General features: G+C 65.7%; 25 protein-coding genes. 14 read left to right on the top strand and 11 right to left on the bottom strand.

The window, feature by feature from the left end; translation table 11 throughout:
* Positions 1–73: 73 nt before the first annotated feature.
* Positions 74–2,197 carry an NAD-dependent epimerase/dehydratase family protein gene (locus ACTXG5_RS19165; protein ID WP_445160294.1) on the top strand — a complete coding sequence of 708 codons (2,124 nt, stop codon included), beginning with the start codon at positions 74–76 and terminating at the stop codon, positions 2,195–2,197.
* On the opposite strand, the gene ACTXG5_RS19160 is transcribed toward ACTXG5_RS19165, so the two are convergent.
* The 7 genes from ACTXG5_RS19160 to ACTXG5_RS19130 form a co-directional block, all read right to left on the bottom strand.
* A complete protein-coding gene (locus ACTXG5_RS19160; protein ID WP_445160293.1) occupies positions 2,171–3,403 on the bottom strand; it encodes an NAD(P)/FAD-dependent oxidoreductase in 1,233 nt (410 codons plus the stop codon). The two genes, ACTXG5_RS19165 and ACTXG5_RS19160, sit on opposite strands and share 27 nt — an antisense overlap.
* Before the next feature lie 99 nt (positions 3,404–3,502).
* Positions 3,503–3,835, bottom strand: coding sequence for a TfoX/Sxy family protein (locus ACTXG5_RS19155; protein WP_445160292.1), 333 nt, complete (start codon positions 3,833–3,835; stop codon positions 3,503–3,505).
* A 39-nt stretch (positions 3,836–3,874) separates the two neighbouring features.
* Positions 3,875–4,264, bottom strand: coding sequence for a nitroreductase family deazaflavin-dependent oxidoreductase (locus ACTXG5_RS19150; RefSeq protein ID WP_445160291.1), 390 nt, complete (start codon positions 4,262–4,264; stop codon positions 3,875–3,877).
* 201 nt (positions 4,265–4,465) lie between these two features.
* Positions 4,466–6,790, bottom strand: coding sequence for an endopeptidase La (lon, locus tag ACTXG5_RS19145; protein ID WP_445160290.1), 2,325 nt, complete (start codon positions 6,788–6,790; stop codon positions 4,466–4,468).
* 93 nt (positions 6,791–6,883) lie between these two features.
* Positions 6,884–7,432: a CGNR zinc finger domain-containing protein gene (locus ACTXG5_RS19140; protein WP_445160289.1), complete on the bottom strand. Its 549-nt coding sequence runs from the start codon at positions 7,430–7,432 to the stop codon at positions 6,884–6,886.
* 65 nt (positions 7,433–7,497) lie between these two features.
* Positions 7,498–8,322: an alpha/beta fold hydrolase gene (locus ACTXG5_RS19135; RefSeq protein WP_445160288.1), complete on the bottom strand. Its 825-nt coding sequence runs from the start codon at positions 8,320–8,322 to the stop codon at positions 7,498–7,500.
* Between the two features lie 101 nt (positions 8,323–8,423).
* Positions 8,424–9,659: an alpha-hydroxy acid oxidase gene (locus tag ACTXG5_RS19130; RefSeq protein ID WP_445160287.1), complete on the bottom strand. Its 1,236-nt coding sequence runs from the start codon at positions 9,657–9,659 to the stop codon at positions 8,424–8,426.
* 18 nt (positions 9,660–9,677) lie between these two features.
* Between ACTXG5_RS19130 and ACTXG5_RS19125 the strand changes: the two genes are divergently transcribed.
* Positions 9,678–10,112, top strand: coding sequence for a DUF1810 domain-containing protein (locus ACTXG5_RS19125; protein ID WP_445160286.1), 435 nt, complete (start codon positions 9,678–9,680; stop codon positions 10,110–10,112).
* On the opposite strand, the gene ACTXG5_RS19120 is transcribed toward ACTXG5_RS19125, so the two are convergent.
* Genes ACTXG5_RS19120 through ACTXG5_RS19110 form a run of 3 tightly spaced genes read right to left on the bottom strand, consistent with a single transcriptional unit; the run spans position 10,109 to position 12,595 of the window.
* A complete protein-coding gene (locus ACTXG5_RS19120; RefSeq protein ID WP_445160285.1) occupies positions 10,109–11,422 on the bottom strand; it encodes an alpha-amylase family glycosyl hydrolase in 1,314 nt (437 codons plus the stop codon). The two genes, ACTXG5_RS19125 and ACTXG5_RS19120, sit on opposite strands and share 4 nt — an antisense overlap.
* 10 nt (positions 11,423–11,432) lie before the next feature.
* A complete protein-coding gene (locus ACTXG5_RS19115) occupies positions 11,433–11,969 on the bottom strand; it encodes an alkyl hydroperoxide reductase (RefSeq protein WP_445160284.1) in 537 nt (178 codons plus the stop codon).
* A 38-nt stretch (positions 11,970–12,007) separates the two neighbouring features.
* Positions 12,008–12,595, bottom strand: a complete 588-nt coding sequence (locus ACTXG5_RS19110) for a peroxiredoxin (RefSeq protein ID WP_445160283.1) — start codon at positions 12,593–12,595, stop codon at positions 12,008–12,010.
* A gap of 102 nt (positions 12,596–12,697) precedes the next feature.
* Between ACTXG5_RS19110 and ACTXG5_RS19105 the strand changes: the two genes are divergently transcribed.
* Genes ACTXG5_RS19105 through ACTXG5_RS19090 form a run of 4 tightly spaced genes read left to right on the top strand, consistent with a single transcriptional unit; the run spans position 12,698 to position 15,621 of the window.
* Positions 12,698–13,633 carry a LysR substrate-binding domain-containing protein gene (locus ACTXG5_RS19105; RefSeq protein ID WP_445160282.1) on the top strand — a complete coding sequence of 312 codons (936 nt, stop codon included), beginning with the start codon at positions 12,698–12,700 and terminating at the stop codon, positions 13,631–13,633.
* Between the two features lie 38 nt (positions 13,634–13,671).
* Positions 13,672–14,373 (top strand): EthD domain-containing protein, encoded by a 702-nt coding sequence (locus tag ACTXG5_RS19100; protein WP_445160281.1) that lies wholly within the window; start codon positions 13,672–13,674, stop codon positions 14,371–14,373.
* Between the two features lie 9 nt (positions 14,374–14,382).
* The gene (locus ACTXG5_RS19095; protein ID WP_445160280.1) at positions 14,383–14,826 is read left to right on the top strand and encodes a TIGR03618 family F420-dependent PPOX class oxidoreductase; all 444 of its coding nucleotides are present in this window, start codon (positions 14,383–14,385) and stop codon (positions 14,824–14,826) included.
* Between the two features lie 36 nt (positions 14,827–14,862).
* Positions 14,863–15,621 (top strand): enoyl-CoA hydratase/isomerase family protein, encoded by a 759-nt coding sequence (locus ACTXG5_RS19090; RefSeq protein ID WP_445160279.1) that lies wholly within the window; start codon positions 14,863–14,865, stop codon positions 15,619–15,621.
* A 51-nt stretch (positions 15,622–15,672) separates the two neighbouring features.
* Here the strand turns inward: ACTXG5_RS19090 and ACTXG5_RS19085 are convergent, their stop codons facing one another.
* Positions 15,673–15,885, bottom strand: a complete 213-nt coding sequence (locus ACTXG5_RS19085) for a (2Fe-2S)-binding protein (RefSeq protein WP_445160278.1) — start codon at positions 15,883–15,885, stop codon at positions 15,673–15,675.
* Positions 15,886–16,133: 248 nt separating this feature from the next.
* Here ACTXG5_RS19085 and bfr point away from each other — a divergent pair, with 248 nt between their 5' ends.
* The 8 genes from bfr to ACTXG5_RS19045 all read left to right on the top strand — a co-directional run bounded on the left by bfr (position 16,134) and on the right by ACTXG5_RS19045 (position 23,667).
* Positions 16,134–16,622 (top strand): bacterioferritin, encoded by a 489-nt coding sequence (gene bfr / locus ACTXG5_RS19080; protein WP_445160277.1) that lies wholly within the window; start codon positions 16,134–16,136, stop codon positions 16,620–16,622.
* A 126-nt stretch (positions 16,623–16,748) separates the two neighbouring features.
* Positions 16,749–18,812, top strand: coding sequence for an MDR family MFS transporter (locus tag ACTXG5_RS19075; RefSeq protein WP_445160276.1), 2,064 nt, complete (start codon positions 16,749–16,751; stop codon positions 18,810–18,812).
* Between the two features lie 41 nt (positions 18,813–18,853).
* Entirely contained in the window at positions 18,854–19,348 is a 495-nt protein-coding gene (locus ACTXG5_RS19070) for a carboxymuconolactone decarboxylase family protein (RefSeq protein ID WP_445160275.1), read from the top strand.
* 30 nt (positions 19,349–19,378) lie between these two features.
* On the top strand, positions 19,379–20,731 hold the full coding sequence (locus ACTXG5_RS19065; RefSeq protein WP_445160274.1) for a glutamine synthetase family protein: 1,353 nt from the start codon (positions 19,379–19,381) through the stop codon (positions 20,729–20,731).
* Between the two features lie 2 nt (positions 20,732–20,733).
* Positions 20,734–21,852, top strand: coding sequence for an amidohydrolase family protein (locus ACTXG5_RS19060; RefSeq protein ID WP_445160273.1), 1,119 nt, complete (start codon positions 20,734–20,736; stop codon positions 21,850–21,852).
* 62 nt (positions 21,853–21,914) lie between these two features.
* On the top strand, positions 21,915–22,298 hold the full coding sequence (locus ACTXG5_RS19055) for an ArsI/CadI family heavy metal resistance metalloenzyme (protein WP_445160272.1): 384 nt from the start codon (positions 21,915–21,917) through the stop codon (positions 22,296–22,298).
* 98 nt (positions 22,299–22,396) lie between these two features.
* The gene (locus ACTXG5_RS19050; RefSeq protein WP_445160271.1) at positions 22,397–23,230 is read left to right on the top strand and encodes a lysophospholipid acyltransferase family protein; all 834 of its coding nucleotides are present in this window, start codon (positions 22,397–22,399) and stop codon (positions 23,228–23,230) included.
* Entirely contained in the window at positions 23,230–23,667 is a 438-nt protein-coding gene (locus ACTXG5_RS19045; protein WP_445160270.1) for an SRPBCC family protein, read from the top strand. Before ACTXG5_RS19050 ends, ACTXG5_RS19045 begins: the two co-directional genes overlap by 1 nt.
* The last annotated feature ends 51 nt before the right edge of the window (positions 23,668–23,718 follow it).

Below are 23,718 nucleotides of genomic sequence, written 5' to 3'. Positions count from 1 at the left end.
TTCACCGGTAACGGTCGCGTAAGTCTAGTGGCGTGCCTATTGTCGAAGGGGACGTTGGGGGAGGTGAGCCCAGGTGCACATCCTGGTTACCGACGCCACCGGCACGCTCGGGCGGTTGGTTGCACGGCAGTTGATTGCTGCCGGGCACACAGTCACCGGGATTTCTGAGCACCCCGACGCCCGTCTGGACCCAGCGGTTCAGTCTGTTTGCGCGCCGCTGAGCGACCCCGTTCTGCAAGAACTGGCCGATGAGGCCGACGCCGTGATCCACCTGGCCCCAGTCGAACCCACAGCACCGGGTAGTGCGGGCATCAACGGGGTGGCCTATGTCACCCATGCCGCTGCCCGCGCCGGTGCCCGCTTGCTGTTCGTGTCCCACGCCGCCGGCGCGCCGGAGGTGTACGAACCGGCCGAGGACCTGGTGTCCACGAGTCTGGGACCGAGTCTGATCATCCGGATCGCGCCGCCCGTGGGCCGCCAACTCGACTGGATGGTGTGCCGCACCGTGGCCACCCTGCTGCGTACCAAGGTTTCGGCGCAGCCGATGAGGGTGCTGCACCTCGACGACCTGGTGCGCTTCCTGGTACTGGCGCTCAACACCGACCGCACCGGTGTAGTGGATCTCGCCACCCCGGACACCACCAACGTGGTGACCGCGTGGCGGCTGCTGCGATCCGTTGACCCGCGGTCTCGGATTCATCGGGTCCGTGGCTGGTCACAGCTGATTCCATCCATGGATATCGTTGCCGCACAAGAGGATTGGCTGTTCGAATTCGGCTGGCCGGCGTTTGATGCGGTCGCCGACACCGCGCGCGGACTCGTCGGCCGCAGGATCGGTGCCGCCGGGGCGGCCAGTCACGGGGTCCAGATGGCACTTCCGGTGGAGGTTGTCCCGCGCCCCGCGCTGTCCAACGAGCTGCGCAGCGCCGCTCCCGAGGGCGTGGAGGGCGAGTTCGACGACCGCATCGATCCACGGTTCCCGGTCTTCGCCACCAACGGCCTCGCCGAGGCGCTGCCCGGGCCCTTGACGCCGATAACCCTGGATGTCCAGTTCAGCGGGCTGCGCACCGCCGGCCGGGTGATGGGTCAGGCGCTGACGCTGGGCGGCGTGGTGGATGACGAATGGGCGAGCAGGGCCATCGCGGTCTTCGGTCACCGGCCCTATGTCGGGGTATCGGCCAACGTCGTCGCCGCCAACCAGCTGCTCGGCTGGGATGACAAGGCCCTGGTGCAACGCGCTTTGGTCGACCAGCCGCAGGTCGGGGATGTGCTGCCGTTTGGTCAGCCCCGGCTGGCCGGCGGAGCGCTCGGATCGGTCGCCAAGGCCGTCGCCACGACACGATCGCTGGCTCTGATGCGTCATCTCAAGGCCGATACGCGGGCCTACAGCGCCGCCGCGAATGTCGAACATTGCGACGCCGCGCAGCTGAGCCTGTTGTCCGACGCGGGCCTCGGGGTCCGAGTCCGGTTGCTGCGGGACCGCATTCACCAGGGCTGGATCCTCACGGCGCTGTGGTTGATCGACTCCGGCGTCACCGCAGCAGCGCTGGAGCACACCGCGGCGGGCTCCCGCGTGTCCGGGATGGACGTGATCATCGAAAGCGGCCACATCGCCGACGAGATAGCTGAGCTGTCAGCCGCTTTGCGTGCTGACCCGCCGCTGCGCGCGATGGCCCAAGACGGCAACATCGCCAGCATCCGAGCATTGTCTCCGCCCACCGCCGGCCTGCTGGATGCCGCTATCGGCCGGATCGGGCATCGTGGACCGGGGGAGGCCGAGCTCGTCAGTCGGGTCTACAGCGACGACCCGGCGATGCTGCTGGCCGCAGCCGCTGAGACGGCCGCCAAGCCGACCGAGCCGGAGCCCGCGGCGACACTGGTCCAGCGAATCGCCACCAACGTCCGCATTTCACGCGAGCTTGCCCACGACACCACCATCCGGTTTACCCATGAGCTTCGAATGACATTGCGCGAGCTTGGATCTCGCTGCGTCGCGGCCGAACTGATCGACGTTGTCGATGACGTGTATTACCTGACTTGCGATGAACTGGTCACCATTCCGGCCGATGCCCGGCTGCGGATCAAACGCCGCCGCGCCGAACGGGAACGCTTGCAGGCGCAGCGCCCACCCGCAGTGATCGACCAGGACTGGGTGCCCGTGGACCTGACGTCAGCCCAGGAGATCGGCGAGGGGTGACCGCGGGTCGGCCAGTGTGTCGGGGTCGACGGCAGACTTGGACCGGATCAGGGCTTTGACGTCGTCGAGTACATCCCAGATGTTGACGTTCATCCCGGCCAGCACCCGGTTGTCGCCATCGAGCCAGAACGCGACGAATTCGCGTCCGGCGACATCGCCACGAAAGACCACTCGCTCGAAGCTCGGCGCGTACCCGACGTACTCCATTCCGAGGTCGTACTGGTCGGTGAAGAAATAGGGCAGCTCCGCGTATTCGCCTGGCTTGCCGAGCATTCCGGCCGCGGCCACCGCGGGCTGCTTGAGGGCGTTGGCCCAGTGTTCGGTGCGGATCCGAGTGCCGTACAACGGGTGCTCGGCGGCGGCGATATCACCGACCGCGAAGATGTCGGGATCGCTGGTGCGCAGCGATGCATCGACGAGCACGCCGCCTTCGCCCATCGACAGCCCGGCCTGCTCGGCGATTTCGATGTTCGGCTTAGCGCCGACGGCCACCAATACCGCGTCGGCGGCGACCGTCGAGCCGTCACGCATCCGCAGCCCGGTGGCCGTCCCTTCTGCCGTGGAGATCTCCGCGACCTGTGCTTCCAGCCGTAAATCCACCCCGTGGTCGCGATGCAGGTTGGCAAACACTTCACCGACCGTTTCGCCCAGCGCGGCAACCAGTGGTTGTTTGGCGGCCTCGACGACGGTGACCTCGACGCCACGCTGCCGAGCGGCGGCCGTCACCTCCAGCCCGATCCACCCGGCGCCCACGACCGCCAGCGAAGACCCCTCGGTCAGAACAGAATTCAGTAGTTCGGCCTCGTCGTAACTGCGCAGGTAGTGAACTCCGTCGGCATCGGAGCCGGGGATCGGCGGTCGCCGCGACGCCGACCCGGTCGCCAGCAGCAGCTTGTCGTAGTGCGCTGTAGTGCCGTCGCGAAGTCCGACGGTGTGCGCGCCGGTGTCCACGCGCGATACCGGCGACCCCAGTCTCACGTCGACGTTGTGGTCGAGGTACCAGTCGGAGTTCTGCACGGTGAAGTCGGTCAGCGACTTCTTCCCGGCCAGATACTCCTTGGAGAGCGGGGGTCGCTCGTAGGGCAGATATGACTCGGCGGCGAATAGAATGATGTCTCCGTCAAAGTCATTGTCGCGCAGAGCTTCTGCCGCTTTGGCTCCGGCAAGTCCGCCCCCGACGATGACGAATGTAGTCGAGCTGGCCATGATCGCTGCTCCGTTCGTGTCGCATTCCCACCCTACTCGCGCCGGGCTAACTCAACGGACCCTGCGGGCAGGGCGCATTTGCCAACCGCGTGCCTTCGCTTACTTCGGCGGCAGGCTGCTCGCGTACCCGACGCCGCGGGCGATCCAACTCTCAAGCTGGCGTTTGGTTTTCACGCCCTCGGCGCCGACACGCAGCCAGCCCCGGGTTTCGCGGCCGGCCATCACCATCGGGCTCACATGGGGGCGATCCAGCAGCTTAGCGGTGTCTTGCGGCGGCACCCGCACCATCAATCCGCCCTTGCCGCTGGCCGCTACCGCCAGGTGCCCGCCAATGAGGAACGCGAGCCCGCCGAACATCGACTTCTCGTCGACACCGCGCTGCTGTGCCAGCAACTCGCGGATGCGGTTAGCGAGGTCGAGGTCGTATGCCATGCGTTGACGCTAATCGTCCGCACCGACACCGTGGCCAGCTCAGTCCAGGTCCACCCGGATCGTCAGCAGCTCGCTGCCCATGATGCGCACCATCCTGCTGTTGAGCCGCGGGAGGTTGCCCAGCCGCTGCCGCGGGTCATCGTCGGGCAGCAGGTGAGCGGTACCGTTGCGCCACTGACCGCCGAGGCGCACTCGAACTCCAGGGTTGGCCTTGATGTTGCGGACGTAGTCCGAGTGGTCGCCGTGTTCGGAGACCATCCAGAACTGGTTGTCCACCAGGCGTCCGCCGACCGGGGTGTGTCGTGGCTGCCCGCTCTTGCGGCCAGTCGTTTCGAGCATGGTCACCGGCAATTGCCGACCCACCGGATTGACCACCAGTCGCTGGACGCGGTGCACTACTTGCCGTTTCAGATCGCCAAGTTCGCTCATCTTCCCGATTCTGCAGCATCGCCACGATCCCGGCTACCGGTTTCCACGGAGCATCGGCGCAGCGGCGTGGGCAGCCCAGCGTCCGGGTCAGCGCGGTGAGCGCCTCGGCGAGCTCGACGCGGGCCAAGTGGGCTTCCGCGCTTCAACGGCCTTGGCCGGGACGCGAGCTGATTGTGCTACGCGATCCCGGCCAAGTTTGTATCAGGCAGCGACCGTGGTGGCCTGCGCGGTGCTTTCCAGCGCCTGCGCCACGATCTCCGCGACGTCGGTCATCGGTATGACGGTCAGCGCCTCGAGAACTTCGGCCGGCACGTCGTCCAGATCCGGCTCGTTGCGCTGGGGGATGAAGACCGTCGACAAACCGGCCCGTTGGGCGGCCAGCAGCTTCTGCTTGACCCCGCCGATCGGCAACACCCGCCCGTTCAGCGTGACCTCGCCGGTCATGCCGACGTCGGAACGGACCTGCCGCCCGGTGGCCATCGACACCAGCGCGGTGACCATCGTGACACCGGCCGACGGGCCATCCTTGGGCACCGCGCCTGCGGGCACGTGCACGTGGATGCGCCGGTCCAGCGATTTGGGGTCGACGCCCAACTCGGCAGCATGTGAGCGGACGTAAGACAGCGCGATCTGCGCGGACTCCTTCATCACGTCACCCAGCTGACCGGTCAGTTGCAACCCGGACTCGCCATCGGTGGCCCCGGCTTCGATGTAGAGCACATCGCCGCCCAGTCCGGTGACGGCCAGGCCGGTGGCCACGCCGGGCACCGCGGTGCGTTCCGCCGATTCGGGCGTAAACCGTGGCCGGCCAAGGTATTCGACCAGGTCCGGTTCGTCCACGACTTTCGGAGCCGGATCCGCGGCGAGCCTCGTCGTCACCTTGCGCATCGCCTTGGCCAGCAGCCGCTCGAACTGCCGCACACCCGGCTCGCGGGTGTAGTCCGCGGCGATCTTGCGCAGCGCAGCGTCGGTCACGGTGACCTCGTCGTCGCTCAGCGCCGCGCGTTCCCGTTGCCTCGGCAGCAGGTAATCACGCGCGATGGCGACCTTGTCGTCTTCGGTGTAGCCGTCGATCTGCACCAGTTCCATGCGATCCAGCAGCGCCGACGGGATGTTCTCGATCACGTTGGCGGTGGCCAAGAAAACGACATCGGAGAGGTCCAGATCCAGGTCCAGATAGTGGTCGCGGAACGTGTGGTTCTGCGCCGGGTCCAGCACCTCCAGCAGCGCGGCACTGGGGTCGCCACGATAGTCGGAACCGACTTTGTCGATTTCATCCAGCAGCACAACGGGATTCATCGATCCCGCTTCACCGATCGCACGCACGATCCGACCCGGCAGCGCGCCCACGTAGGTGCGCCGGTGCCCACGGATCTCGGCCTCGTCGCGCACACCGCCCAATGCGACACGCACGAACTTGCGACCCAACGCCCGGGCCACGCTCTCGCCCAGCGATGTCTTGCCGACGCCGGGAGGACCGGCCAGCACCATCACCGCGCCCGAGCCACGGCCGCCGACGACCTGCAGCCCGCGCTGGGCGCGCCGGGTACGCACCGCCAGATACTCGACGATGCGGTCTTTCACGTCGTCCAGCCCGTGGTGGTCGGCGTCCAGGACGGCCCGCGCCGCCGCCAGATCCGTCGAGTCCTCGGTGCGCACGTTCCACGGCAGGTCCAGCACGGTGTCCAGCCAGGTGCGAATCCAGCCGCTTTCCGGGCTTTGGTCGCTGGCGCGTTCCAGCTTGGCAACCTCGCGCAGCGCGGCCTCACGCACCTTCTCGGGCAACTCGGCGGCCTCCACCCGGGCCCGGTAGTCATCGGACCCGTCGGGTTCGCCCTCGCCCAGTTCCTTGCGGATGGCGGCGAGCTGCTGGCGCAGCAGGAACTCCTTCTGCGTCTTTTCCATGCCGTCGCGCACGTCTTCGGCGATCTTGTCGTTGACCTCGACTTCGGCCAGGTGGTCGCTGGTCCAGTCGATCAGCACGCGCAGCCGCTCGGCGACGTCGGTGGTCTCGAGCAGCTGCCGCTTCTCCACATCGGTCAGATACGACGCATACCCGGAGGTGTCGGCCAGCGCCGACGGATCGGTAAGGCTGTTGACATAGTCGATGATCTGCCAAGCCTCGCGCCGTTGCAGCATGGCCAGCAGCAGCTTCTTGTACTCCGCTGACAGCGCCTTGACCTCGTCAGTCGGCTGGGCCCCGGGGACCTCGGTCACCTCGACCCACAGCGCGGCTCCGGGTCCGCTGGCTCCCGCGCCGATCTGCGCCCGGCGTTCACCTCGCACCACAGCGGCGGTGCCGCCGCCACCTGGCATGCGTCCGACCTGCAGGATCTTTGCAATCACGCCGTGCGACGGGTAGCGGTCCTCGAGCCGCGGGGCAATCAGCAACTCTCCGGACTCACTGGCTTGAGCGGCGTCGATAGCGGCTCGCGCGGCGTCGTCCAACGCGATCGGGACAACCATTCCGGGCAACACGACAGTGTCGGTAACGAACAACACCGGCACCGATTTTGCTTCAGACATCTCTTCTCCAAAGGTTTAGTCTGATGCGCTCAACCTTTGCCGGATGTCTTTTGTTCCCGACGGAACTCGGGCGAGTGCCGAGTGTGAACTAGATCAATGAGCCGACGCGCGCTGGCGGGCCCGGAAGGCCTGGACCTTGACCTTGTTGCCGCAGGTGGCCATCCCGCACCAATGGCGGCTCTTGGCTCGCGAGGAATCGACGTAGAGCAGTGAGCAGTTCGGGTGGGCGCACCGTTTGACGTTGGCGATGTCGGGGCCGGCCAGCAGGTCGAGCAGATCCGCGGCCAGGGTGGCGATCAGTTGCGCCGCGGTGCCCTCGCGGCTCGTAGCGCCGGTCGGGAGCAAGCGCGGTGCCAGCGGAGGATGCGATGCCTGCTCGTTCAGCAGGTCGACGTCGGCCGGCCGTGGCAGCTGGTCGTCCAGTCGGGCGATGGCAGTCCGGTAGATCGCTTCGCGCACTTCAATCGCGGTGACCAGATCATCGTCGGTGACCTCGATGTCGGCATCCACCAGCCCCGCCAGAACGGCCCATTCCGACAGCGCCGCGGGGTTGGTCAATCGCTCCTCGGGTGCGCTGATGCGGTGTTTCATCGTGCCCGCGAAGTTGAGGCAGGCCCGGCCACACACGAACGCGAATTTCACGTAACCACCTTGGCAGGTTTCAACCGTGCCCGCAACCGAAGGGAGGTCACGGCCGGTAAAGGCATTCAGCGGCCGGCTTGGGCCCACCATCCCGTGACGAGCGCGGCGTATTCGGCGGGCTTTTCCTCCCAACAGAAGTGGCCCGCGCCCGGAATCAGGTCGACGCGACTGTGCGGGAGGTGCTGCCCGAGAAACTCCGCGTTGACCGGCGGCACCACCTGGTCGTCGGCCCCGGCGACGATGCGAACGGGTGTCTGGATCTGGGGGAGCAGCTCGGCGAGTTGAGGCAGGTATTCGCGGTAGCTCTGGGCGTACGGGATCGTGTCGGCGAAGCGGTCACCCTCGTAGCCGGACAGGTAGTCCTCGCGAATCTCTTCCGACGGGCTGTACCCCGCAATGGTGCTCAGCGCGATCTCGACGATGTTGCGCCCGCCGAACTGTCGGTAGGGCTCCAGGTCGGTGGCCTCGACCCAGTCCTTCAAGACGCCGGTCACCTGGATCGGCACTGCGGCACCGCCGCTGCCGACGACAACGGTGCGGAACCGGCCCGGCTGCGCGGCCGCGGCGAACAACGACGACGAGGTACCGATGTCGGGGCCGACGACATGCGGATTATCCAGTCCGAAGGTGTCGGCGATGCGAATGATGAAGTCACCCATTGCCTTCGGGTTCATCAGGGATTCGCGGTAGTCCGACTTTCCGAATCCGGGCGGGTCAACCGCCACCAGGTGCGCGTGCGCCGCCAACTGCTCCCAGCTGGGTTCGAACGCATACACGCTCTCCGGCCACGGGCTCAACAGAATCGCATCCTGATCGCCTTGTCCGCCCTCAGCGAAACGCACCGAGAGCCCGTCGATCGTGGTGAATTGGGGACGAACCAGAGCACTCACTGCCACTCCTCATTTCCACGCCGACCAGGCCCGGGGTCTAAAGCGCCGCTTGGCTAAAGCAATGCAACCCGTTCCCCACCGTGGCGATTCCCCGCCGCCGCCTACTCGACCGGGACCAGCCGTCGCAGCTGCGTCACATGGGCGGGCGAAAGCTCCTCGAGACAGGTCACACCCAGCAACTGCATCGTACGGAGCACCCCGCTCTCCAGGATTTCGATGGCGCGGGTGACACCCGCCTCGCCGCCGGCCATCAGCCCGTAGAGATAGGCCCGCCCCACCAGCGTGCATCGCGCCCCCAGCGCAATAGCTGCCACGACGTCGGCGCCCGACATGATCCCGGTGTCCACCACGATCTCGGTGTCCTTGCCCAGCTCGCGCGCCACCACTGGCAACAGATGGAAGGGCACCGGGGCCCGATCCAATTGGCGGCCGCCATGATTGGACAACACGATGCCGTCGACGCCGCGCTCGACCACAGCACGCGCATCGTCGAGTGTCTGGATGCCCTTGACCACGAGCTTGCCGGGCCATTGGTCCTTGATCCAGGCCAGGTCGTCGAAGGTCAGGCTGGGGTCGAACATCGTGCTCAAGTACTCGGCGACGGTACCCGGCCAGCGGTCCAGCGACGCGAATGCCAGCGGCTCGGTGGTCAACAGGTCGAACCACCATTTCGGGTGCGGCACCGCATCGAGCACGGTGCGCAGCGTCAACGACGGCGGGATCGTCATCCCGTTGCGGTTGTCGCGGAAGCGTGCGCCGGCGACCGGAACGTCGACAGTGGCCAGCAGGGTGTCGAAACCCGCGGCGGCGGCGCGCTTGACCAGCGCCATCGATCGCTCGCGGTCCTTCCACATGTACAGCTGAAACCATTTCCTGCCCTGCGGGACAGCAGTCACCAGGTCTTCGATCGCGCAGGTGCCGAGCGTGGAGAGCGAGAACGGGATGCCGGCTTTGGCCGCCGCCGCGGCGCCGGCGATCTCACCTTCGGTCTGCATCAACCGGGTGAATCCGGTCGGCGCGATCCCGAACGGCAAGACGACCGGCTCACCAAGCACATTCCAGCCCGCGGTCACATTGCTGACATCGCGCAGGATCGTCGGGTGAAACTCGATGTCGCGGAATGCCTGTCGGGCACGCTGGATCGACAACTCGTCCTCGGCCGCGCCGTCGGTGTAGTCGAACGCCGCCTTCGGGGTGCGGCGCTTGGCGATGCGCCGCAGATCGTCAATGGTCATCGCGGCATCGAGACGGCGCTTGGTGGCGTCGAACTGCGGCCGCTTGAACTGCATCAGCGGCGCCAGCTCACGGGCTTTGGGCATGCGTCGTTTGACGGCCATGTATGTCACCGTAGTCATATGGACTCGGCAGCCGACCCCTTCGAACTGACACGTTTCGTTGTCGCCCAAGCTCCGGTCTACCCCGCCGTCGTCGAGGAGTTGCGGGACGGACGAAAACGCGGTCACTGGATGTGGTTCGTCTTCCCGCAGTTGCGCGGCCTGGGCGGCAGCCCGACGGCGGTCCGTTACGGCATCTCGTCGCTGCAGGAGGCCCGTGCCTATCTGGGGCACGAGCTGCTGGGGCCGCGACTGCACGAGTGCACGCAGCTGGTCAACAAGGTGCAAGGCCGGTCGATCGCGGAGATCTTCGGTTCACCCGACGATCTCAAGCTCTGCTCCTCGATGACGCTGTTCGCCCTCGCGACCGACGACCGCCAGGATTTCCTGGCGCTGCTCGACACCTACTACCGGGGCCAGCAGGACCCGCTGACGCTGGCCCGGCTGCGCGACTAAACGGGCCGCAGGATTCGCCAGCCGTGCGCCTCGACGACCACCTCGTCGGCGACGTCGGGCGGCGGGGCCGCGGATCCGGCAACCACCTCGGCGCGCCCGGTGCCCAGCTCCGCCAGCACCAGCCGCATTGGCTCGTCGTCGATGTTGAGCGCAACCACCAGCGCGTCATCGCCGCTGCGCGTCTCATAGACGTAGTGCTGATTGGCCAGCCGCAGCGACGTGGTCGTGGCCGCATGTAGCCAGGGGTGGCGGCGGCGCAGCCCAACGAGGAACTGGTGCAGTCGCCACACCTCGGCGCCGGAGGCGTCTAACTGCAATGGGGGAGAGGCGAACTCCGGGCGCACCGCGTCATCGCCGCCGTACCGTTCCTCCTTGACAGCGCGAAATCCGAACTCGTCGCCGGCATAGATGCTGGGCACACCGCCGATCGTCAACAGCAGCACCAGCGCATGGGGCAGATGATCAGGGTTAACCAGGCGGCTGGCGATGCGCGTGACGTCGTGATTGCCGATGAATGTCAGCGGCGCGAAGCTGTCCAGAAATGCGTTATGCCGCTGTAAGGCCCAGTCCAGCTCGAACAAGTTGGCGTCGTTGAGGCTGCTCCAGATCGCCTTCCACAGCTCGTACTGCGTGGCCGAGTCGAACGTGGCCTCCTCGACGATTGCCGCATAGTCACCGTGGATGAGTTCACCGACGATCCAGGCGTCCGGATGCTGCTCGCGCACCTTCGGTAACGTCGCCGCCCAGAATCGTTGCGGCACGGTGTAAGCCGCGTCCAACCGCCAGCCGTCCGCGCCTCGTTGCAACCAGTGCGCCATCACATCGACGACATAGTCGACGACGTCCGGGTTGTCGTGGTTGAGGGTAATGAGTTCGGAGTGCCCCTCGAAGGTGTGAAATCGCCCGGGACGCCCGTGAAACCAGCGCGCCGCCGCGTCGTCGTGCATCGCTTCGCGGTATCGCGGGAAGTCCACACCGACGTGGTTGAACACGCCGTCGAGCAGCACCCGCAGGCCGCGCCCGTGTGCCTCGGCGATCAGATAGTCGAAATCGTCGTCGTCACCGAGCCGGGGGTCGATCCGGTAATGGTCCGTGGTGTCGTAACCGTGTGTGCGCGAGGCGAAGATCGGCCCTAGCGCAATTCCGGATGCCCCCAGCTCGATGGCGTGATCGAACCACTGAGCAATACGCCGCAACCGGTGTTCGCCCGGATCCGGCTGCGCCGATCCCTCGGGCACGGGGAAGGCTCCCACGAAACCCAAGGGATAGACCTGCCACCAGATCGCGTGCGCTACCCAGGATGCGGTCACGAAGCGACGATCAGCCGACGCTCGCCAGTGTCTCTGCTGTGGTGATCGCCTGTGCCACACCGGAAACGATGGCTGCGGCCTTCAGCGCTTCCAAGATCACCTCGCGGTCTACACCGGCCTCACGCAGTGTGTGCTCGTGAGCGACAACACAGTGCGAGCATCCGTTGATCGACGACACCGCGAACGACCACAGCTCGAAATTCGCCTTGTCCACGCCCGGATTGCCGATGATGTTCATCCGCAATCCGGCGCGTAGGTCGTCGTACTTGCCCTCGAGGAACCCGCGGCCGCGGTAGAACACGTTGTTCATGCCCATGATGGACGCGGCCCCCAGCGCCGCCTGATACGCCTCGGCAGACAGGTTGTCTGCCGCCTCGGCGCCAATCTCGGCCAGCACCTGGGTGTTTCGCGTTGCTGCGGCACTGGCCAGCAGCGTCCCCCACAACTGTTCGTCGTTCAGCACGGTAGTCCGGGTGATCGACCCCAGGTTGAGCTTGAGGTCCTTCGCGTACTCCGGCAGCGCGTCCTTGAGATTCTCTACGGTCATTTCGCCTCCAATTCCAAGCCCCTGACTCAGGGCCTCGATTACGCCGAAGCCTTGAGCAGTTCGCCGGCATCCAGAGTCGGGTCGCCCTTGCGCCAGTTGCAGGCACACAGCTCGTCGGATTGCAGAGCGTCCAGGACCCGCAGCACCTCGTCCACGTTACGCCCCACGGATCCCGCGGTCGCTGAGACGAATTGGATCTCGTTGTTGGGGTCCACGATGAAGGTAACCCGGTCAGCGACGCCGTCATCGTTGAGGACTCCGGTGGCCAAGGCGAGTTCACGCTTGATGTCCGAGAGCATCGGGAACGGCAGCTTCTTGAGGTCGTCGTGCTGGGCGCGCCACTGGAAGTGCACGAATTCGCTGTCGACCGAGACGCCGAGCACCTGCGTGTCGCGATCTTCGAACTCGTCGTTCAGCTTGCCGAACGCGGCGATCTCGGTCGGGCACACGAAGGTGAAGTCCTTCGGCCAGAAGAACACGATCCGCCACTTGCCCGCGTAGTCGTCGCTGGAGAAGCTCTTGAAGTAGTCCTCGGGTTGCTGAGCGTCGACCTTCGACAGGTCGCCGCCGATCAGCCCGGTGAGCTCGTAGGCGGGGAACTGATCGCCGATCGTAAGCAAGGACATGTGTGCTCCTTATCTGGAATTAGTCAAGTTTAGGTGTCCTTCACTATGGTGCCGGTAGCGGCGTCTGAAGTAAAGGTGATATATCGCACTATACTTATAGCCATGACCGATAAGAGTTTTCAGCCGACCCTCGCCGGCCTGCGGGCGTTCACCGCGGTAGCCGAGAAGCATCATTTCGGCGGTGCGGCAACGGCTCTCGGCGTAAGCCAATCGACGCTCTCGCAGTCACTGTCCGCCCTGGAAGCAGGCCTGGGCACCCACCTCGTCGAACGCTCGACCCGGCGGGTCCGCGTGACGCGCGAAGGTATGCAACTGCTGCCGCTGGCCCAAACCGTGGTCGAAGCGGCGGACGCGTTCACCGCCGCCAACGCCGGAACATCGGATCCGCTGCAGGGCACGCTGCGGCTGGGCATGATCCCCACGGTGGCGCCCTACGTCCTGCCCGCCGTGCTGGCCGGACTCGCCAATCGCCTTCCCGCGCTGACCCTGCGGGTGATCGAAGACCAAACCGAACGGCTGCTGTCGGCACTGCGCGGCGGGGCATTGGACGCGGCCCTGATCGCGCTGCCGGCCGACACCGGCGGAATCACCGAGGTTCCGATCTACGAAGAGGATTTCTTACTCGCCGTACCGCCCGGGCACCCGCTGTCCGGCAAGCGCCGGGTGCCGGCATCGGCGTTGGCGGACTTGCCGCTGCTGTTGCTGGACGAGGGCCACTGTCTGCGCGATCAGGCCTTGGATGTCTGCCAGAAGGCGGGGGTGCGGGCCGAACTTGCCGACACCCGAGCCGCCTCGCTGGCGACGGCGGTGCAATGCGTGACCGGAGGGCTGGGGGTAACCCTGATCCCGCAGAGCGCGGCGCCCGTTGAGGCCGCGCGAAGCCGGCTGGGGCTCGCGCAGTTTGCGGCCCCACGCCCGGGCCGACGAATCGGCCTGGTTTTCCGCTCCTCGAGCGGCCGCGACGAATCCTATCGGCGCCTCGCCGGCATCATCGGCGAGTCGATAGGCAGTGAACAGCAGGTTCGCCTGGTCAAATAGCGCCACTCTCGGGCCGACGCCGACTGTAGGTTCAGCCTATGGAAAAGGTGATCGCGGTGCTCATGCGCGCCGACTCGGACGACGATTGGTGTGCCCGCCAGCGAGGCCCGGTCGCGGACGCGCTGTTAGGCCTGGGTCTGCCCGGGTTGGCTATCAATGTCCGTGACAGCGCGGTGCGGCACTCGCTGATGACGCTGACGATCTTGGACCCGCCCGTCGGAGCGGTCGTGAGCATGTGGACTCAGCAGTGCTACGGAGAACAGATGACGGCGGCGCTGGCATTGCTGCAGGCCGAATGTGAACAGCTCGCCGCCTACCTGGTGACGGAGTCCGTCCCACTGGCCGCGCCGGTCGGCGAGCCCGGCTCTCGCACAACGGGTTTAGCTAATCTCGCACTGCTCCGCCGGCCTCCGGAGCTGGACCAGCCGACCTGGCTCAACCGCTGGCAACGCGACCACACCTCGGTGGCAATCGAGACGCAGTCGACGTTCGGCTATACCCAGAACTGGGTGGTACGGGCGCTGACTCCCGACGCACCGGGAATCGCGGGCATCGTCGAGGAGTTGTTCCCCACGGAGGCGATCACCGATATCAAAGCGTTCTTCGGGGCCGCCGACGATGGAGACCTGCAGCACCGGCTAGGCCGGATGGTCGCCAGTACGACCGCATTCGGCGCTAACGAGAACATCGACACGGTGCCCACCAGCCGCTACGTGTTCAAGACAGCCTTTGGGACGTGAGGACCGCACATGACGACACTTAAAGACGCTGTGGCACTGGCGGCGACCGAAAGCGGCCTGGCGGTGATCTCCACCGTTCGCGCCGACGAGACCGTGCAGGCGTCGCTGGTCAACGTCGGCCTTTTAGCGCATCCGGAAACCGGTGAATCGGTCCTCGGCTTCACCACCTACGGGAAAGTCAAACTCGCCAACCTTCGGGCGCGCCCGCAATTAGCCGTCACGTTCCGCAACGGCTGGCAGTGGGCGACCGTCGAGGGACGCGCAGAACTGGCCGGCCCCGACGACTCGCAGCCTTGGGTCGCCGACGCCGACCAGTTGCGGCTCCTGCTGCGGGAGGTCTTCACCGCCGCCGGTGGAACGCACGACGACTGGGACGAGTACGACCGGGTGATGGCCTCCGAACGGCGCGCCGTGGTGCTGATCGCACCAACCCGCGTCTATAGCAACGGGTGAGCTCTGGCCAGCATCGGCGCGAGTTAGGCTGCAGCCGTGACGCTGCTGATCGATGACACCAATCGGGTACGCACTCTTACGCTGAACCGGCCCGAGGCGCTCAACGCTTTCAACGAAGCGCTCTACGACGCCACCGCCGAGGCGCTGTTGGCCGCGGCCGAGGACTCCGAGGTTGCGGTCGTGGTGCTGACGGGCACCGGGCGCGGCTTCAGCGCCGGCACCGACCTCGCCGAGATGCAGGCGCGCATCACCGACCCCGACTTCACGCCGGGCAAACACGGATTCCCCGGCATGATCGATGCGCTGAGCGCGTTTCCCAAACCGTTGATTTGCGCGGTGAACGGTGTCGGGGTGGGAATCGGCGCCACCATCCTCGGTTACGCCGATCTGGCGTTCATGTCGACGACGGCGCGGCTGAAATGTCCGTTCACCAGCCTCGGCGTGGCTCCCGAAGCGGCCTCGTCATATCTGCTGCCGCAGTTGGTGGGGCGGCAGAACGCCGCATGGTTGTTGATGTCCTCGGAATGGGTTGACGCGCAGGAGGCCTTGCGGATGGGCCTGGTCTGGCGAGTCTGCGATCCAGACGAGCTGCTGCCCGAAACCCGTCGGTATGCCGAAGTCCTTGCCTCCCGGCCGGTTTCGAGCTTGATGGCGGTCAAACACACGATGACCGAACCGGTCCGTCCGGAGATCGCTGCCGCGACCGCGCGGGAAAACGCCCACTTCGCCGCGTTGATGGGCGCCCAGGCCAACGCCGCGGCCTTGGCCTCTTTCGCGGAGCGAAAGCAAAATTGAAGCACTGAGCGAAAGAGGAATTGACGAGACGCGGGTGTGTGCCTTGAGCCGCTAGTGCGACGGCGCGGGTTCGAGCGCGGTTTCCACCGGCGATGACGCGGCCTTCGATGACGCGGCGATGATCGCCCGCAGCGTGCGTCGGCACCGCCCGCAGTCACCACCGGCGCCACACGCCGCGGCCACCTCTTTGGAGGTGGAGGCACCATCGGCAACGCATTCGAGCACGGTGTGATTAGTGACGCCGACGCACAGGCATACGTACATCAGCACACCTCACATACTCGGGCGGCCGCCCGAACAGGCCTCATGTTAAGGAAGTCTAACCTAAGTAGGTTAGCAGAACCTAACTACGCGCCGACGCCGATTCCGGCTAGTGAGCGCAGCCATACCTTGCTGGAAGATTCGAAATTTCAGTGGCAAAGTGCTGGTACGGGCGGCATGGTGTGCTTCAGCCCAGCCCAGCCCACCTGCCGCGCTCAGACCTGACAGCCCTAGTCACCGGAGGAGTGATCATGCAAGGGGATCCAGACGTTTTACGTCTGCTCAACGAGCAACTGACCAGTGAGCTCACCGCGATAAACCAGTACTTTCTGCACTCGAAAATGCAGGAGAACTGGGGCTTCACCGAGGTAGCTGAGCACACCCGCGCGGAGTCCTTCGATGAGATGCGCCACGCCGAGGCCATCACCGACCGAATCTTGCTGCTGGACGGCCTGCCGAACTACCAGCGCCTGTTTTCGTTGCGGATCGGCCAGACGCTGCGCGAGCAATTCGAGGCGGATCTGACGATCGAGTACGAGGTGCTGAGCCGGCTCAAGCCCGGCGTCATCATGTGCCGGGCGAAAGAAGACAGTACGAGCGCCTTCTTGCTGGAGAAGATCGTCGCCGACGAGGAAAACCACGTCGACTATCTGGAGACCCAGCTGCAGCTGATGGACAAGCTCGGCGAAGAGCTGTACTTGGCGCAGTGCGTTTCCCGGCCGCCGGGCTCGATCGCGTAGTTCCAGAGCTGATCGAACCCGCGGTCGCGTCGCGGCGAGATTGCCGGCGTTAGCCCTGGGCACCCGTTAGCATCGGACGCCGACGGGAAGGCAGGCATGACGAGCCCGAGAGCAGCATCCAGTGCGGTGACCCGAGCCAATCCCGCCGCGGACTCCGCTCCCAGCGGCGAGCTGATCAGCCCGCAGCGCCGCAACCTCATCTTCGTGGCGATCGTGCTCGGGATGCTGCTCGCGGCTCTGGACCAGACCATCGTCGCGACCGCGCTGCCGACCATTGTCGCGGACCTGGGTGACGCCGGTCATCAATCCTGGGTCGTCACCAGCTATCTGCTGGCGTCGACAATCGTCACCGCGCTGGTCGGCAAGCTCGGTGACCTGTTCGGCCGCAAGCGCGTATTTCAGGCCGCCATCGTGTTCTTTGTCATCGGGTCGGTGTCCTGCGGGCTGGCCCAGTCGATGGGCATGCTGGTGGGAGCGCGGGCCCTGCAGGGAATCGGTGGCGGCGGAATCACCGTCACGGCCAGCGCATTGATCGGTGAGGTCGTCCCGCTCCGCGAACGCGGCCGCTATCAGGGCATCCTGGGCGCGGTCTTCGGTGTCACGACGGTCGTCGGCCCGTTGCTGGGCGGCTACTTCACCGACTACCTGACCTGGCGGTGGGCGTTCTGGGTGAATGTGCCGATCTCGGTGCTGGTGATCTTCGTTGCCGCTGCTGCCATTCCGGCGCTGGCCTCATCCACCAAGCCCGTCATCGACTACGCGGGCATCGTGTTGGTCGGCCTGGGCGCCACCGGCCTGACCCTGGCGACGAGCTGGGGCGGCACCCTCTACGCGTGGGGGTCGCCGATGATCATCGGGCTGTTCGCCGGCGCCGCGGCAGCGCTCGTTGCGTTCGTGTGGGTCGAAAGCCGTGTGCCGCAGCCGATCCTGCCGACTCGACTGTTCGCCAGTCCGGTGTTCACGGTCTGCTGTGTGTTGTCCTTCGTGGTCGGTTTCGCGATGTTGGGGGCAATGACGTTTCTGCCGACCTACATGCAATACGTCAACGGCGTCTCCGCGACGACGTCGGGACTGCGCACCCTGCCGATGGTGGTCGGGATGCTGATCACCTCGACCGGCAGCGGCACCCTGGTCGGCCGGACCGGCCGCTACAAGATCTTTCCGGTCGTGGGCACCGCCTTGATGGCAACCGCGTTCGTGCTGATGTCGCGAATGGATCCGTCCACCTCCGCCCTCGTTCAGTCCATCTACCTGGTCGTCCTGGGCGCCGGCATCGGTTTGTCCATGCAGGTGCTGGTTCTGATCGTGCAGAACACCTCGAACTTCGAGGATCTCGGTGTTGCCACCTCGGGTGTCACATTCTTCCGCACCATCGGGAGTTCTTTCGGTGCCGCGATATTCGGTTCGCTGTTTTCGAACTTCCTCAAAAGCAGGATGGGTCCGGCGCTGGCGGTCAGCGGCGCAAGTCCCGATGCGGTGAGTTCGCCGGGGGCCCTGCACAAACAGCCCCACAACGTGGTTGCACCGATCGTGCAGGCTTATTCCGAGTCACTGAGCGAGGTGTTCTTCTGGGCGGCGCCGGTCGCCCTGCTCGGGTTCGTCGTCGCGTTGTTCCTGCGTGAGATCCCGCTACGCGACATCCATAACAGCGCGGTCGATGTCGGCGACGGCTTCGGAATGCCGACCACCGACACTCCAGAACGATTACTGGAGAACGCGATTGCGCGCATGGTGCGCGGCGACCCGGGTGTGCGGCTGCGCAGCATCGCGATGCGGCCAGACTGTCTCCTCGACGTGGCCGGACTGTGGGGCGTGATGCGGATCTACCGCTTCGGGCAGATGTACGGGACGGCTCGTCTCAGCGATATCGGCAACTCCATGCGGATACCGTTCGAGGTCCTCGAACCCAACTTCGGCCGGCTGGTCGCCGCCGCCTTCGTGCAGCGCGACGGCGACCAAATGTGGCTGACCCCGGCCGGAGCGCAGCAGGTCGATTACGTCTACTCGTTGCTGCTCGCCTGGATCGTCGACAGGCTGGGCCGTTCACCTAGCTACCAGGGCCGGCCGGACCGACAGGCAGTGGAAGACGCGCTGCAGCACGTCGCGCATCGGGTTCTGACACAACGCGATTGGCACGACGACGCTCCTGCCACGGCCCGGCTGCCGGCCGGGACCGGCGGACACCGGTAGGTGTTTGCCGGAAATCCGCAGGGCGGAGGTACCATCACGCCATGAGCCGAATCGGAACATTCGCTGATGACGATGTCTACGGCTGGGCGACGAAGTCCCCAGACCTCGGCATCGCAATCGCCAACTTCAGCCAGGCCGTCTACACCAAGAACCGGCTGCCCCTGCGCACCCGCGAACTGGCCCGCGCGGTGATCGCCCACGACAACGAGTGCGTGGTGTGCCTCAACGCCCGCGATGCCGACGGTGCGGCGGCAGGTGTCGACGAGGAGCTCTACGCGCACGCCGAGGAATGGCGCACCTGGCCGGGGTACAGCGAGCAGGAGCGCCTGGCGGCTGAATTCGCGCACCGCTTCGGTACCGAACACACCAAGTTGCGCGACGACGAGGACTTCTGGACCCGGTGCAACGAGCACTTCTCCGAAGAGCTGATCGCGGACCTCGCCCTGTCGTGCGCACTGTGGGTCGGTATGGGACGCACGCTGCGGACCCTCGACATCGGCCAGACTTGCCAGCTGACGCTGCCCAGCCGCGCATAGCCACCTACGGGACCCGCCGATAGGGCTGCGATGACAGCCACGCCTCTCGCGGCCGCGGCCGTCGCCCAACTCGAGGCCGAGGGCGTCGACACCGTCATCGGCACCGTGGTAAACCCCGCAGGGCTCACCCAAGCCAAGACTGTGCCGGTCCGGCACACCAACACCTTTGCCGATCCCGGCCTGGGTGCCAGCCCCTCGTGGCATGCGTTCGCCATCGACCAGACCGGCATCGCCTTTACCGACGACATCGGCGTGATCGGCGATCAACGCCTGCGCATCGACCTGACAGCGTTGCGCCCCATCGGCGACGGGTTTGCCTGGGCTCCCGCCGGATTCTTCGAGCAGGACGGCACACCGGTTTCCGTGTGTAGTCGGGGAACGCTGCGCCGAATCGAGGCCTCACTCAGTGCCGCCGGCTTCGAGGCGGCGGTCGGCCATGAAATCGAGTTCGTCCTCGTCGATCCGGACGGCGGCCGGCTGCCTTCGACACTGTGGGCGCAGTACGGCCTCGCCGGTGTGCTCGAGCACGAGGCGTTCGTCCGCGATGTCATCGCAACAGCGGCCGGCTCCGGCGTGGGGATCGAGCAACTCCATCCCGAGTACGGGGCCAACCAGTTCGAGATCTCGTTGTCACCGCTGCCGCCGGTCGCCGCAGCCGACCAATTGGTCCTGACCCGGATCATCATCGGCCGCATTGCCCGACGCCACGGGCTGCGCATCAGCCTGTCGCCGGCGCCCTTTGCCGGCAGCGTCGGATCCGGCGCACACCAGCACTTCTCGTTGACACGGCCGGAAGGGCCGCTGTTCTCCGGCGGGCCAGGCGCCGGCGGCATGACGCCCGCAGGGGAGAGTGCGGTAGCGGGGGTGCTCCGCGGGCTGGCGGAGGCGCAGGGCGTGCTGTGCGGGTCGATCGTGTCCGGGTTGCGTATGCAGCCGGGTAATTGGGCGGGGGCTTACGCCTGCTGGGGCATCGAAAACCGCGAAGCCGCAGTCCGATTCGTCAAGGGTGGCCCCGGCAGTACCTACGGGGGCAACGTCGAGGTGAAAATCGTCGATCCGTCGGCGAACCCTTACCTCGCGTCGGCGGCAATCCTCGGGCTGGCGCTCGACGGAATCCGGCGCAACGCGCCGTTACCGCCGGAGACGACAGTAGACCCGGCCAAACTCTCCGATTCCGAACGTGACCGCGCCGACATCGGAAGCCTTGCCCAATCCCAGACCGATATGCTTGCCGCACTGGACAATTCGGAGTCGTTGCGAAACGTCCTGGGCGATCCCGCGGTGGACATGGTGATCGCGGTCCGCCGCCTGGAACAGGAGCGCTACGGCGACCTCGACCCCGGGCAACTGGCGGATAAATTCCGGATGGCGTGGAGCCTTTAGCGGTGGCTGACTCCTCGGCTCTCGCGCACCACATCGGCGAAGTGGCGTTGATCGATCATCACGTCCACGGATGCTGGTTACAGCCGGGGGACCGGCAACGGTTCGAGAACGCCCTCAACGAGGCCAACACCCAGCCGCTCGCGGACTCGGGTTTCGACTCACAGCTCGGCTTCGCCGTCCGCGCCCACTGCGGCCCCATTCTGGACTTACCTAAACACGTTGACCCACAGACCTATTGGGAGCGTCGTAGCGAATTCACCGAGAGCGAGTTGGCCCGCCTGTTTCTGCCCTCCGCCGGAGTGAGCGACTGGCTGGTGGACACCGGAATCGGTGCCGACGGCACAGCCGATGTTTCCGAGCTCAGCGCGCTGTCCGGCAACCGTGCGCACGAGGTCGTTCGCCTCGAGCAGGTGGCCGAACAGGCCGCACAAGCGCCGGGCGACTACGCATCGGCATTCGCAGCGATCCTGCACGAGCGTGCGGCCGGCGCCGTCGGGACCAAGTCCATCCTGGCCTACCGCGGCGGTTTCGACGGCGACCTGACCGAGCCGCAGGCGGCGGAAGTCGCCGAGGCAGCCGGCCGGTGGCGGGATCGCGGCGGGATCCGGTTGCAGGATCGAGTGCTGTTGCGTTTCGGTTTGCACCAGGGTCTGCGGCTCGGCAAGCCGCTCCAATTCCACGTCGGCTTCGGTGACCGCGACTGCGATCTCCACAAAGCCAATCCGTTGTATCTGCTCGACTTTCTGCGTCAATCCGGCGACACCCCGATCGTCTTGCTGCACTGCTATCCCTACGAGCGCGAAGCGGGCTATCTGGCGCAGGCGTTCAACAACGTCTATCTCGACGGCGGACTGAGCATCAACTACCTGGGCGCTCGGGCACCGGCCTTCATCGCCCGGTTGCTGGAGATGGCACCTTTCCGCAAGATTCTGTATTCGTCGGACGGCTACGGGCCGGCCGAATTGCACTATTTAGGCGCTGCGTTGTGGCGCAAGGGTATTCACCGAGTGCTGGGTGGATTTGTGGGCGACGGCGAGTGGAGCGAGGCCGATGCGACCCGGGTGGTCGATCTTGTTGCCCACGAGAACGCCACTGCGCTGTATCGCCTTGACACGACGTAGCGCCGAAACCGAGGGACGACTCAACCATTGCGGCTTGATTCGATAGATTCTTATATAGAAGAATGTCGAATCAGTCAGCCTGTTGTCCGGCATTAGGCGTGGCCGCCCAGCCCGCGAAGGTCAAACCCGGCTACGCCAACTTCGCGATCACCGAGCCGCCAGTCAAACTCGTCCTGCTGGAAAACCCCTGCCACGGCTGCACCATCAACCATCTCGGTGTGGAGGTCGAATCCAGCGAGATGGTGCATCAAGAGATCGGTCGACTCACAGGGGAGGGCATGTTCACCGAAGAGGAGATCGGTACCACCTGCTGCTTCGCGACGCAGGACAAAGTGTGGGTTACCGGACCCGGCGGTGAGAAATGGGAGATCTACACGGTCCTGGCCGATTCCGTCACCTTTGGGACCCAAACCGAGCACCCTGACCAAACGTGCTGCGCCACTTAGCCTTGTAACGCCGACCGCCGCGGCGACAACGAAGATTGTGTGAAAGCGCCGTAATCCGGGTAGTCGGCTCCGGGAAGCGCTAACGACAGGACACGGACATGGGGCTCGTCGGGGAGGCCATTGACTGGACCCGCAGACAGGTCGTGTCCAGAGTTCCCAAAGCCGACTTCGACCAGCGGGATCCCGACTACATCCGCGACCAACTTCCGGGCACCTGGCTGCTGGCGTCGCTGTACTTCAGGGCAGACGTGCAAGGTTTGGACCGGATCCCCACCGAGGGTCCGGTACTGCTGGTCGGTAACCACAGCGGTGGCAACGTGCCCCCTGACACCTTCGTATTCACGCTTGCGTTTTGTTCGTACTTCGGCGTCGAGCGGCCGTTCTACCAGTTGGCGCATAACCTCGTCGTTTCAGCACCACCGCTGGGCTGGCTGCGCAAATTCGGCACCGTCGCGGCTAACCCTGAAAATGCCCGGCTCGCATTGGACTCCGGTGCGGCGCTGTTGGTCTATCCCGGCGGCGACTACGAAGTTTTCCGCCCGTCGTGGGAGCGCCACAAGGTCGACTTCGACGGGCGCATGGGTTACGTGCGGCTGGCGCGGGAAGCCGGCGTCCCGATCGTCCCGGTCGCCAGTGTCGGAGGCCAGGAGAGTGCGCTATTCCTCAACCGCGGCCAATGGCTGGCCAAGTTACTGATGGCGGATAAGTTGCTGCGGCTCAAAAGCATTCCGATATCGCTGGCGCTGCCCTGGGGTTTGAACATCGGTGATCTGGCGGGCCACATTCCGCTGCCTACCAAAATCGCGATCGAGGTGCAGGAACCGATCCACGTCGACGGCGACGACGAGGCGGTACATGACAAAGTCATGGCCAGCCTGCAGGCCGCCGTCGACCGCCTCGCCGCCAAACGTCGCTTTCCGGTGATCGGCTGATGCGCGTCGAACGCCGATGCGTCATCCAGGCCGACCGTGAGGCCGTCTGGAAAATAGTGAGCGATCCGGACTGCTACCCGAAGTTCATGACGAACCTGGAGCGTTGGGAATCGGCTAACGATCAGGCTGCCGGCGTCGGCGCGCGCTACACCGTCCATTGGAAAATCGGCTCGGTACCGGTTGGCGGCCTGATCGAGGTGGTCGAATTCGGCGAATCCAGCGACCTGGCTTGGGTGGGCATCACCGGCGTCACACTGCGTGGCCGGATCCGGCTGCGGGATGCTGGGCGAGGCCAAACAAGGGTGACGTTCCGGCTGTCGTATCAGGCCCCGGGCGGGATCCTGGGCTACCTCGCCGATCGGATCGCGGTACGTCAGGTCGGCCGTACGCTGTCTGGAACATTGAAGTGTCTCAAGCAACTCGTTGAGTCCCACTGAACTTCCGTTGCCTCACAACCGAAGTCGTCATAGCTGCGCATTTCCGCTCGC

It is taken from the genome of Mycobacterium sp. Dal123C01 (assembly GCF_052566995.1).
This window is presented reverse-complemented; position numbering and strand designations above follow the sequence as displayed.